Below are 12,225 nucleotides of genomic sequence, written 5' to 3'. Positions count from 1 at the left end.
CCTAATTTATACGAATAGGCTGGGTTAAGCAATCGCTAACCCAGCCTGTGTCAATATTAATATCAACGTCAAAAATACATTGTCAAAACTGTGCTTTGCTACTTATTACAAGTTTATTTCATAAAACTGGTATAGCAACTTTGTAGAGATTTTGCGACGACTTTCGTGACCAGCTGTGTGCGATATTGCGAATCTATAGCAGCATTGCCCAATTCAACGAGTGTCACTTGCTGCGGCGCTTGCTCACTGACACAGCCACAAACATTACTTTTTACAGCTTCTTGTTGTGTGTCGGTCATAGCCACGCTAGCCACACGCCAAGCAGTTTGCTTTTCAATCTGACTGCGGCATTGGTTATCAATCGCTGATTTAAAGACATTCATACCAATCTCATTGGCAGTACCGATAGCAGTACCTGCATTATTATTCATACCACCAGTCGTTGTGCATCCAGATAGAGCGAGGGTAGCGAGCATAGCCGTTGATATTAAGATTTTTTTCATGGGTCTGATCCTTTAAGATTTTTATTGGTTTTAAGGTTTATGCTTAATAGAAACTGGCATTTGGTACGAGTTGATGTTTGCTAATTGACATGTATTTTCTCCCAGCAGGTCGTATATTATCAGCAAAATTAGTGCATGACATCATTAACCACTACTAGCACAGAATTAAGCCATTTTTTATAAAGGATTGACATTATCAATCCAGCCACGCATAAGGGTGATAATATGCATAGGCTTTATAACCAATATAGCCGACAATCATCAATAAACCACCGACGATAAATAACCAAGTGGTGAGGTGTTCCCACGAACAAGCATCAAAATTGTCATTAAATGCCGCCGAAATACTGGCGATGAAAAGAATGATGCAACCTAGTAGCAGTGTCAGTGTCAGTGTCAGTGTCAGTGTTAAGGTTAGCTCATAACTATCTACGCTAAAGTGCAGCATACCAGAATCCATGAATAAAATTTATCTTACTTTAACGAGTTCATTAACTGAGAGAGGTGAAATATTCATGAAGTATTGCTATATTTGGGTAGCGTGTTTATTATTTTCCACTGTTAATGCTATGCATCGAGATATCATGAAACATGCATGGACAGGAATATTTATTTCATCAAAATAGGTTTCCTAAATTCAATTAGAGATTCAATGGATAAAAAGCTATCAATACCCTGTCTTTTAATTGCTTTGACACTCAGCCTGTTTTTTATCAGGAGTGTATATGTGATGTCTGATTATCACGTACAGCAGTGTCATTGGAAAGGAGCTGGATCTAAAGTTATGGGAGATGGATTTACTTTCAATGATGATGTTCGGCTTAAAGATGGCGTAATTCTCATAAACAACAAACCAGCGGCAAAAATAATGGTTAGAAAGTATCGTCCTTATGCCGATAACATTATTATAATTAGTGACATAGAGTATTCTGAGTTAGAGATGTATTATGAAAAAGGCTGTTATTAAATTGAAAAATTAAACCCATATATGCGTAGCTAAGCATAAAAAAACCAGCTAAGGCAATGGCTCTTAGCTGGTTTTATTTTATAAAGTTGATGTCAGTTTTTTAACTGTTTTAGACATTTTTACCGTGTTGCTTTTGCTGAATATCTTTTGCAAGCTTGTAACACTCATTGATGTGGTCATTGGCGATTTTTTTGAAAATCATATAGCCCATTGTAGCAGCAACCATTTGACCCCCTAGTGGGATGAATTTCGTTACTTGTTTGGCAGCGATACGACCACCAAAGCCTTGTACGGTCTTTTTAACAATACCACGAGTCGCCATCAACCCTGCAAAATCGACAGTACGATCTTTTAATGCGCCCCAATGAATGGCTCGTGATTCTAAGTCAACTGCCGCCTTACGGTCTTCAAGTAAGCCGAATCGCTCGCTAATGTCAGGTAATAGTTGAGTAAGCATACCTGCGTCTACTGCGACATCAAAAAATGGTACAGGAACGATGGCAACACCAGCAGAATATTTGGCGCGTTTTTTGACCAACTTTTGACATTCCTTTTTTACTTGTTCAAGATCCAAGCTAGGGTCAATGGTATTTGGTAGTTTTTCAGCCAGTGGTGTGGTTTTCATAAAGCATCCTTATAAATGGTTAAAATAAAAAATCAAATCTCAATAGATAGCAAGTATCTCAGTTGCTTACCATTTTATGGGTTTCTGAGCGGCATACAATCATTGCTTTGTAGCAAAATGCAGAAAAATGCAGTCGCTATGCACCGTTTTTGTAAATGAAATATTATGCATATTATATGCACAGCGTATGAATTATTTGCTCTATGCTAGTATTAAAATATGGCTTATCACAATGTACTGCAACAAAAAACGATAAACTAAGCCGCCAAAAATTGTCATTGTGACCCTCTACCAAAGCCAGTAGAATATGCACATGCTAAATTTAACCCCCCGTTATACCAGCACTCGTATCGACGAGTTGCCCGCCGCGCTGCAACCACTTGCCGCCCAATCATTGACGCTTGCCCGCTTATACGCAGGTCGCGGCATTACTCGACCTGATGAGCTAGAGACGCAACTCTCTGCGCTATTGCCAGCCGAAATGCTACATGGTGTCACCGAAGCAGTGCGTCTATTAGACGTCGCCATCGATGACGGTCAGCGCATCCTTATCGTGGGTGATTTTGACTGTGATGGTGCGACCAGTACCGCATTAATGATGCGTGCGCTTACAAAAATGGGCGCAGTCGTTGACTTTTTAGTGCCCGACCGTTTTAAGTACGGCTATGGTTTGACACCAGAAATTGTCGAATTGGGTATTGAGAAGTATCATCCTGAGGTGATAGTGACCGTCGATAACGGTATCTCAAGCCATGAAGGCGTGGCACGTGCGCAAGCCGATGGCATCACTGTGATTATTACTGATCATCATTTGACGACCAAAGAAACACCGCCTGCGGAGGCTGTGGTTAATCCCAATCAGCTCGATTGCCACTTTAGCAGTAAAGCGCTCGTAGGGGTGGGCGTGGCATTTTATGTGCTTGGACGCTTAGCCAAGCTGCGCCGCGAAGCCGGTAAATCTACCGTGCAAGTGAGTCAATATTTGGATTTGGTGGCATTAGGAACGATTGCTGACGTTGGGGTGCTTGATAAAAACAATCGCATTTTAGTGCATCATGGACTGGCGGCTATCCGCCAAGGGCGCTGCTCGCTCGGTATCTTGGCACTCCTTGAACAAGCAGGGCGAGATCCTAAGCAGTTGCAGGCACAGGATTTTGGGTTTGTCTTAGGACCCCGTATCAATGCCGCTGGTCGTATGGACAATATGCGCATCGGTATTGAGTGTTTATTGACGGATGACTGGAGTACGGCGCAGCGCTTGGCGCAAGAGCTTGAGCAGTTAAACCGGACGCGTCGGCAGGTAGAAGGTGAGATGCGCGCGCAAGCGGATAGCATCGTACAGGCATTAGCCGCTGCTGATACAGACATGGACGATGAGGCTACAGCAGATAATCATGACAGCGGCGATGTTATTGTTCAAAATAGATCTGAGAAAAAGACGAATAATAATCATAAACGCAGTATCGTTTTATACCAAGATGATTGGCATCAAGGCGTCATCGGCATCGTCGCTGGACGGTTAAAAGAAAGTCATTATTTGCCAAGTATCGTCTTTGCGCCCGCGGATACAAAGCGTACCAGTGACGATGACCTTATCAAAGGCTCGGCGCGTTCTATCGCTGGCGTGCACATTCGTGATGCGATTGAGCAGGTTGCCGAGCGCCATCCTGATTTAATCAGTCATTTTGGTGGTCATGCGATGGCAGCAGGCTTAACGATCAAACGCCGTAACTTTGATGGGTTTGTTATGGCTTTTAATGACGTCATGGCACAGATGGATAATGAGGTGTTTGCCGAGCAAAAATTCACTGATGGCGCGTTGCAGGCGAGTGACTTTAGCTTGTGGTTTGCTGAACACTTAGCTGATGCCAATATTTGGGGTCATGGCTTTGCACCGCCAATATTTGACGGGGTCTTTGAAGTGTTAAGCTTTAAGATATTAAAAGACAAGCACCTTAAACTGTCGCTGCGTTACCCTGATGTACAATATCCGATTGAAGCAATTTATTTTAACTTTGATAGCGAGATATGGGATTATCGTGCAGAAAAAGTGCATGTATTATTTCAGCTAGACATCAACGAGTGGAACGGCAAACAAAGTCTACAGTTGATGATAAGGGATTTAGCAGTCGTACAGGAATGATGGCATTATCTTATTATAAGATACTCAACCAGTAGCAAATATAGCGTCGACTTTGTTTAAGGTTGACGCTTTTTTAGTATTTCCATTCGATGGTTGGAAACTGCCAGTCATAACGAATGGCGAGCATGCGTAAGGTAAAAATCGTACCCATAGTAGCGATGTCAGCAATCCAAGCTGTCACACCCAGATTGTGTAGTGCAAAATAGAGGATGCCGCCAGCCAAGGCTGCCGAAATATAAATCTCTTGCTGCAACACCAGCGGAATCTCATTGCAGATCATATCGCGGATGATACCGCCGACAATAATGGTGATCACCCCAAGTAATAACGCCACGGGCACATTTGCACCCATACTATCGGCAACCTTGATACCGATTAAGGTAAAAACTGACAGTCCAATAGTATCTGAGAGTTTGAGGAACTTATTAACGCGTTTAGAGTTGGGGTGAAAGAATATTTGCATCACTAATGAAGAGATGGTAATAACAGTCAGGTAGCTCATATCTACCATCCAAAATAGTGGATGGCGATCTAAAATGACATCACGCACAGTGCCGCCACCGATAGCGGTGACAATAGAAACCAGTAAACAACCAAAAACATCGAAATTTTTGTGTTTTGCCAGTATCGTGCCTGAAATACTACAAGCGATAATACCAATCATATCAAAAAGATAAATGAGAGAGCGTGGGTCAAACGTAGTGATTAGTGCTGAAGGGTTCAATGCGATAGCCAGCATGAGCAAGTCTCACTAAGTTTGTATGATTATTTTTAGCTCATTTAAAAAGTAAACGATTGAATTGAGGACACGCCCTAGTGTTTAAACCATATGAATCGGTCTTATTTCACCAAACGTATAGAAGGCAGGTGCCAATCAAAACGCAATGCTAGCATCCGTACAGCAAAGATAACGCCCAGCATAATAAATTCATTCAATCCAGCATCTACACCCAAACGGTCAAGCAGCAGATAAGTGATCGAACCTACAATACTAGCAGAGATATAAATCTCGCGTTGAAGTAACAGTGGTATCTCATTACAGATGATATCGCGTAGCAGACCACCAATAATAGCCGTCCAAACCCCCATCATAATAGCGATAATAGCTGACATATCTTGTGTCAATGCTATCTTAAAACCAATCACGCTAAAAGCCGCCAACCCAATGGCATCAAACAGCTTCAATGCCTTATCAATCTTATGATACAGATGAAAGAATATTTGTAAAATAAGCGATGTCACTGTGATGACGATCACATAATTGAGGTCAGTCATCCAAAAGAGCGGATGACGGTCTAGCGCCATATCACGTAGTGTACCGCCGCCGATAGCATTGACCATCGCAACCAAGATACAGCCTGCAATATCAAAGCCTTTGTGCTGTGCCAGCAATGTACCTGCGATCGCACAAGCAATCACACCAACCATATCTAATAAATATAATAAAATATCAGGAAAAATTAAATCATTAACCATGATTATATTACCAATATAATGGCCATCAAAATAGATTGGCTGTACTGGGCTGGGTTAGATTAGGTTAGTTTTGAAGTTGTTTATATCAATAATTTAAATAGAGTTAACCTAACTTTAGGTAGTAGTTTAGCCGTCTTTTGCAAATAGAATAAGCCCAACAATAATCAGAGCAATACCTATTAAGCCCATCGCTGATGGCAAAGTATTATTGAGCAATAGCATACCGCCAATTAAGGCAAATATCACTTCACTTGCCTGAGTGGCATCAACCCCAGCCACTTCGCTTGAAGTTTCCGCTTTTTCACGGGCATATAAAAAGATACTGGTTGCCGCCACACCTGCCAATAAAGCCACAAGTAAGGTATTGAATACCTGTTTAGTATCAGGCAAATCCGGATGAACGACAAGACCCAAAACCAACCAAAATGGCAGACTGCCCAAGGTCATTAACCATACTTTGTTAAAGGCATTTTGTAGGAGGGTGGTTTTGATAGCAGGTATACGTGCGATTAAAGTTTGCAGCAAAGAGCTCGGCAAGGTTTGAGTAGGGTGGTTAAGGTTTAAGGAATCGACCGCGTCCGCCGTATAACTCATATCGGCTGACAATGCAGGTGCTTCTGTAATAAGTGAGGTGGTTTTTTTACTAATCTCGTTGGCTTGGATATCAATTTTTTGAGTGCTAGTAGGCTCGGTACTACGCTTGCGCGCATTGTAAGATACCTGCCAAACCAACTGGTTACCAATGGGATAGCTAAAGGCGGCTATTAGGGCAGGCACGGCACCATAAAGCAGCATATCTTTCATAGGCACTGCATCAGCATCTAGCAAAGAAGCAGCATGCAGTCCTTCACTGATATTGACCAGTACCACGCCAGCAAATACTAATAACGCATATGCAATGAATTTTTTATCAAAACGTTGTCCGAATGCTAGCAAAACGAGTAGACTTGCAACCACTGTAAACATAAAGGTCGCAGCGACTACCCAGCCTGCGACATGATCAGCCGCGTAGCATATTCCTGTATAAAAAATTCCAAAACCAATACTGCCCGTAATACACCAAAAGCCCCAATGTTGACGGAATATAGTCATCAGCTCTGTAATACGCCCAAAACCATGCTGCATAATTATAATAGCCGTGAGTATTAGCCACATAAATGCATAGCGAAGGCTAGCTGACCAAAACCAATGCCCACCAGCCGCACTCATAACTTCGTTTAACACAAACGTCGAGCTAAAAAATGCCCCCGATAATAAGCCCAATAAAATGAGTTTGACCATACCTATATTCCTATCCTTGGGTCGCTATTTATGTTGAATATCCATTTAGATGATTGGGCTATTATTTGCCTTTAGCATCTGCCCAGATGATTTTATGCAGTTGCAATTGGAAGCGTACGGGCAGCGCGTCAGCCAACATCCATTCTGCAAGTTCGCGCGCCAACACAGGTACATCAGGGCTGACTTCGTCGTCGATATCCTCTGCGACATTAAACATCGGCGAAAACCAAACCGTATCGACCAATTCATTTAATTTATGCTCAGACAGCTTGGTTTTCGCCCAGTCGTAATCTTCACGATTCATAATGACAAATTTAATTTGGTCATGCTGAGTGAGGTGGTCGAGATTTGACCATAGATTCTTATCGACTTCACCTGAGCTTGGCGTTTTGAGATCCATGACTTTACTGACCGCTTTTGGCACGTTTGCTACCGTGAGCGCGCCTGCGGTTTCAAGCGAGATTTCATAACCGTCGCTCAGTAAGCGCTTCATTAGTTCAATGGCGTTCGGCTGAGCTAAAGGCTCGCCGCCAGTCAGACAGATACGCTTGCAAGGATAGCTTTTGATGGTCTCTATAATGGTTTCTAGCGACTGCCGCTCGCCGCCAGTAAAGGCGTATTCAGTATCGCAATAGACACAGCGAAGTGGACAGCCGGTCAAGCGTACAAATATCGTTGGCAAGCCTGAGGTCAGCGCTTCACCTTGCAAAGAATAAAAAATTTCTGTCAAACGTAGACCTGCTTCAGGGTCAGTGACAGGAATGGCGGCGGTGCGTAATAGTGATTCACTCATAATATGTCAAATACAGTTAAAGATTGCTAATGGGATGAGGCATTTATCAATCGTAATAAAAAGGCAGGTTCTGGTATGGGCGTTTTGCGTTTAGATAAAGCCAAACCAAAAAAAGGGATTATAACGCACCACCCTTTATTAAGCTGCAAAAAAGACGCTGAAGTTTTCTTCAGCGTCTTTAATAAAGAGGATCTGTCGCTGTCCGTACGGTTTGGGTACGAGGCTCTAAGTATTAAAAATACTAGGCTAAACGCAATAGCTCATTGACTGATGTTTTAGCGCGGGTTTGTGCATCGACTTTTTTGACGATGATAGCAGCATATAAGCTATGCGTACCATCTTCTGACGGCAAGCTACCCGGTACGACAACAGAGCCTGCTGGTACACGGCCACGATGAATCTCACCCGTTTCGCGATCATAAATGCGCGTTGATTGACCGATAAATACACCCATCGAGATAACAGCACCTTCTTCGACGATTACGCCTTCAACGATTTCAGAACGTGCACCGATGAAGCAGTTATCCTCAATAATTGTTGGATTCGCTTGCAATGGCTCTAATACGCCGCCGATACCAACGCCACCTGATAAATGCACATTTTTACCAATTTGGGCACATGAACCCACGGTCGCCCACGTATCTACCATCGCGCCTTGATCGACATACGCGCCGATGTTGACATACGACGGCATCAATACCGCACCTGCTGCGATGAACGAGCCTTTACGAGCAACAGCGGGTGGTACAACACGTACGCCTGATTCTTTGAACTGTGCTTCGGTCCAGTTTGCAAACTTAGTCGGAACTTTGTCATAGAATTGCACATGTTCGCCCGCTGCCTGAACATAGTTATCGTTTAAGCGAAAAGAGAGCAAAACGGCTTTTTTTGCCCACTGGTTCACGACCCATTCGCCATCCTTTTTTTCTGCAACGCGCAATGTGCCGTTATCTAATTGCTCAAGCACTTGATTAATAGCATCACGCACGTCCTGTGGCATCGTGCTTGGGCTGTATTCGTTGCGTTTTTCAAAGGCTTGTTCGATGGTTTGTTGTAATGACATAAAGGTTCCTAAAGTTAGTGGAAGGTAAAGCATATATTATCGTTAAATAACTCGCATGACTTGGCGTAAAAACTTGCTTGCCGTATTGTCGCTAATTTGGCGACTTTTAGCAAACGAGTTAACCGCCAAGATGAGCGCTGCGGTTAATTGTCTGAGCTATGGCTTTCTATCCATTCTAAGATATCTTCATAAACGGTTTGGTGGTCTTTTTCATGCAAAGGCTCATGACGCATGTTTGGGTAGAGCTGGATATCTACTTGACTGAAATTTTGCTTGTTTAAGCGCGTGACAATTTTGCGGATGCCGTTGCCCATATCTCCAATAGGATCATCTTCGCCGCTGATAAATAGCATCGGGAAGTTTTTTGGAATAGTCATTGCCCAGCCTTTGTTTAAGCCAGTTTCCATCAGAAAGAATAATGTCATAAAGCCATTATTGGTGAAGTCAAAGCCCGTTAAGGGATCTGCTTCATAGGCTTCAATGGCAGCAGGATTTTCAGTTAACCACGCAAATTCTGATGAAGAGATGCGATCTTCAAGCTTACTATTCAAGACTTTATTCATCACCTTGGCAAACATTGCATTTGGTTTTTTAGGGGCTACTTTTGCCAGTACTTTATTGACTGGGAGTAGTACTTTAGTCAAGGGGTTGGCATCTGCTGTACCCATCAAAATAGCACCTGTAAAATTGTGTGCATGGTGCTTTAGGACATTACGCACAATAAACGAGCCCATAGAGTGACCTATTACAAAGTGTGGCACGTCAGGATGGCGGTTTTTTAAGCTATCTGCCATGACAATGACGTCTTTTAGCAGGGACTGTACTGGATGCTCTTCACCAAAAAAACCTAAATCGGCTGATGTTTTGACGGTCTTTCCATGTCCCAAATGGTCATAAGTTGCCACTGCGACACCATGATCCGCTAAAAACTGAGCGAAGTCTGCGTAACGTCCGCTATGCTCTGCCATACCGTGGACAATCAGTAATGTGGCTTTTACCGCTGTGTTTTCATGGCTTGGTTCAAAAAAACTATGATGCAAGTAATGAATATTATCGGAGGAGAGAATGTGGTCGTTACCTGTATCGGTGTTGATACTCATATAGGGTTCCTTAAACAGTTTTAATGAATGTTTTTAATAAATAGCTTTAATGGTTCATCATCTTAATGAATAGTAGGCATGACAATTTGAAATCACCTGCTAAAATTTGGCTTATTATACGGCGCTTACCATGAACTATTGTACTGGACGTTGGTAAATCGTTTGACCTTCTTTAATGGTTGTGATGACTTTGATGTCTTTGAGCTTGCTTGCCTCTATGGTTAATGGGTTGGCATCCAAGATAACCAAATCAGCCAGTTTCCCTGGCGTCAAGGTGCCTTTGCTGTCCTCTTCAAAATACTCATAAGCGGCATTGCTGGTAATGGCTTTTAACGCTTGATACGGCGTCGCTCGCTCATTTTTACCAATGATTTTACCTGAGCGCGAAGTGCGATTGACTGCTGACCAGACTGAAAATAGCGGATCGACAGGTGTCACTGTGTCATCAGAGTGATTGGTATATTTAAGTCCCATTCTATCAGCAGTGGCAATCGGGCTTGAAAAATCGGCACGTTTTTTACCTAAGTTTTTAACGTGTACATCACCCCAAAAGTAAGTATGGTTGGTAAAGAAGGACGGCACCATATTGTATTTTTTGAATGCGGCTAGCTGATCAGTTCGGGCAAATTGAGCATGAATGGGCACAGTACGGCGATCTTTATCAGCTGCTTGACCAGTCTTTTTGACGGCATACTCGTGTGCCTTGATGAGCATATCGGTTGCGCCATCACCATTATTATGGATAAAGAGCTGATTGTCACGAGCATAGGCTTTGACAAACATCTCGTTCAGTTCATCTTGGCTGACACTTGGTAAACCGCGGCAGTCCTTTTCACAATCTGGAACTGGCGTGAGATAAGGTTGGCTAAAATAGGCGGTCTTGCCTTGTGGCGAGCCATCTGCAACGATTTTGGTACCCTGTACTTTAAAACCGTTTTTATAGGTTTTCCATACGAAGTTTTTATCAGCCAAATTCTCATCTAAGTCACTCACTCCTGCTAGTGCGACCAAGTCAATTTTAAGTTTGCCTGCATCGGCTTGTTTTTGAAAAAATTGAATGGTATTACGAGCTGTCGAACCGTTATGCGCCGTCGTTATGCCATTCTTTGCATAATAATCTTGCGTCTGCTCAAAGAATTTGCCTTGATTCGGCGCTAACACTTCTAGCATATTGCGCACGAACGGATACATCGCCGTTTCTTGTACGAGACCGTTTGGTTCATTAGATCCTTTAATTCGAGCAATATTACCGCCCGCTGGATTTTTACTGTCAGCAGTGATGTTCATCATGGCAAGCGCCTTACTGTTTGCGACGCCCATGTGACCACTTGTGTGTTGTAAATACACTGGATTGTTTGGCAGTACTTTATCAATCTCGCTTTTGGTCGGATGACGCCCCTCGGCGAGCTGGGTTTCATCATAACCCCAACCAAATATCCAGTCGCCATCAGCAATGTTATTGTCCACTTTATAATCTTTTAGCGTTTGCATCATTTTGGGAATACTATCGACTTGACCGATGGGCGGCGGGTTGAGATTGACCTGACCCATGGTGTTTGACACCATATCAAAATGACTGTGCGGATCGATAAAGCTGGGTAATAAGGTTTTATCTTGTAGATTAATCTGCGCGGCATTTTTATATTTCGATTGCGCCTCTTGTAAATTGCCCACATAGGCAATCTTGCCCGCTTGGGTGACTAAGGCTTCAGCCATTTGTGGCTGATCGCCCTCCATCGTGATGATGTTGCCATTGTAATAGACAGTTGCTGAGTTGCTCATATCCTTGGGCGCGGTCTGCATGGTAGTGCAACCTATGACACTCATTAATCCAATGCTCAGTACAGTTGGTTTTAGTAATGTGCTCATATTCATTACGTTATCCTTAAAGGTGATTTGATGCTTACATCCGTGTGTCATAAGCATTGGTACGTGGTGGGCTTTCTATATTCTAAAAGTATTCATATTTTATCAGTGCATGTTGTTTTAAAAGATATGAATGTTGCAACCAATTTAGCGATAAAGCCTTGTGCGGTCAATGCTATTTAAGAGTTTTGCACTGACAACTGTGGCATTGCCAATTGGAGGAGAAGGTCGATCTATAAATCTGCTGAATATAATATCTTAAAAGCCAAATTGACAAGTGCTGTATGACATCCTACGAGACGTCATGCTCATTTGGTATAAAAGGTGAAAATTACGATATTAGTTGTCAATATTGTTTCACAATCAGGTATGATTAATTAGATAAATCGTAAAGTGATAAGGCTAAAA

12 protein-coding genes are annotated in these 12,225 nt (G+C 42.7%); 2 read left to right on the top strand and 10 right to left on the bottom strand.

What is annotated here, in order from left to right:
* Positions 1 to 113 precede the first annotated feature (113 nt).
* Entirely contained in the window at positions 114 to 503 is a 390-nt protein-coding gene (locus tag Q6344_09725; GenBank protein ID WLG12885.1) for a hypothetical protein, read from the bottom strand.
* 196 nt (positions 504 to 699) lie between these two features.
* Positions 700 to 951: a hypothetical protein gene (locus Q6344_09720; protein ID WLG12884.1), complete on the bottom strand. Its 252-nt coding sequence runs from the start codon at positions 949 to 951 to the stop codon at positions 700 to 702.
* 204 nt (positions 952 to 1,155) lie between these two features.
* Here Q6344_09720 and Q6344_09715 point away from each other — a divergent pair, with 204 nt between their 5' ends.
* The gene (locus Q6344_09715; protein WLG12883.1) at positions 1,156 to 1,470 is read left to right on the top strand and encodes a hypothetical protein; all 315 of its coding nucleotides are present in this window, start codon (positions 1,156 to 1,158) and stop codon (positions 1,468 to 1,470) included.
* Between the two features lie 109 nt (positions 1,471 to 1,579).
* On the opposite strand, the gene Q6344_09710 is transcribed toward Q6344_09715, so the two are convergent.
* The gene (locus Q6344_09710; protein ID WLG12882.1) at positions 1,580 to 2,095 is read right to left on the bottom strand and encodes a hypothetical protein; all 516 of its coding nucleotides are present in this window, start codon (positions 2,093 to 2,095) and stop codon (positions 1,580 to 1,582) included.
* A gap of 313 nt (positions 2,096 to 2,408) precedes the next feature.
* Between Q6344_09710 and recJ the strand changes: the two genes are divergently transcribed.
* Positions 2,409 to 4,238, top strand: a complete 1,830-nt coding sequence (recJ, locus tag Q6344_09705; protein ID WLG12881.1) for a single-stranded-DNA-specific exonuclease RecJ — start codon at positions 2,409 to 2,411, stop codon at positions 4,236 to 4,238.
* A 73-nt stretch (positions 4,239 to 4,311) separates the two neighbouring features.
* Here recJ and Q6344_09700 read toward each other — a convergent pair whose 3' ends face one another.
* The 7 genes from Q6344_09700 to Q6344_09670 all read right to left on the bottom strand — a co-directional run bounded on the left by Q6344_09700 (position 4,312) and on the right by Q6344_09670 (position 11,826).
* On the bottom strand, positions 4,312 to 4,977 hold the full coding sequence (locus Q6344_09700) for a trimeric intracellular cation channel family protein (protein ID WLG12880.1): 666 nt from the start codon (positions 4,975 to 4,977) through the stop codon (positions 4,312 to 4,314).
* Between the two features lie 101 nt (positions 4,978 to 5,078).
* Positions 5,079 to 5,714: a trimeric intracellular cation channel family protein gene (locus Q6344_09695; protein WLG12879.1), complete on the bottom strand. Its 636-nt coding sequence runs from the start codon at positions 5,712 to 5,714 to the stop codon at positions 5,079 to 5,081.
* A 126-nt stretch (positions 5,715 to 5,840) separates the two neighbouring features.
* Positions 5,841 to 6,995: a multidrug resistance efflux transporter family protein gene (locus tag Q6344_09690; protein ID WLG12878.1), complete on the bottom strand. Its 1,155-nt coding sequence runs from the start codon at positions 6,993 to 6,995 to the stop codon at positions 5,841 to 5,843.
* Between the two features lie 61 nt (positions 6,996 to 7,056).
* The gene (queE, locus tag Q6344_09685; GenBank protein ID WLG12877.1) at positions 7,057 to 7,788 is read right to left on the bottom strand and encodes a 7-carboxy-7-deazaguanine synthase QueE; all 732 of its coding nucleotides are present in this window, start codon (positions 7,786 to 7,788) and stop codon (positions 7,057 to 7,059) included.
* A gap of 241 nt (positions 7,789 to 8,029) precedes the next feature.
* The gene (gene dapD, locus Q6344_09680; GenBank protein WLG12876.1) at positions 8,030 to 8,851 is read right to left on the bottom strand and encodes a 2,3,4,5-tetrahydropyridine-2,6-dicarboxylate N-succinyltransferase; all 822 of its coding nucleotides are present in this window, start codon (positions 8,849 to 8,851) and stop codon (positions 8,030 to 8,032) included.
* A gap of 143 nt (positions 8,852 to 8,994) precedes the next feature.
* The gene (locus Q6344_09675; GenBank protein WLG12875.1) at positions 8,995 to 9,951 is read right to left on the bottom strand and encodes an alpha/beta fold hydrolase; all 957 of its coding nucleotides are present in this window, start codon (positions 9,949 to 9,951) and stop codon (positions 8,995 to 8,997) included.
* Positions 9,952 to 10,086: 135 nt separating this feature from the next.
* The gene (locus Q6344_09670; protein ID WLG12874.1) at positions 10,087 to 11,826 is read right to left on the bottom strand and encodes an amidohydrolase; all 1,740 of its coding nucleotides are present in this window, start codon (positions 11,824 to 11,826) and stop codon (positions 10,087 to 10,089) included.
* Positions 11,827 to 12,225 lie beyond the last annotated feature (399 nt).

The sequence above is a fragment of the Psychrobacter cibarius genome (genome assembly GCA_030686115.1).
In the GTDB taxonomy this organism is placed as follows: Bacteria; Pseudomonadota; Gammaproteobacteria; order Pseudomonadales; family Moraxellaceae; genus Psychrobacter; species Psychrobacter cibarius_C.
This window is presented reverse-complemented; position numbering and strand designations above follow the sequence as displayed.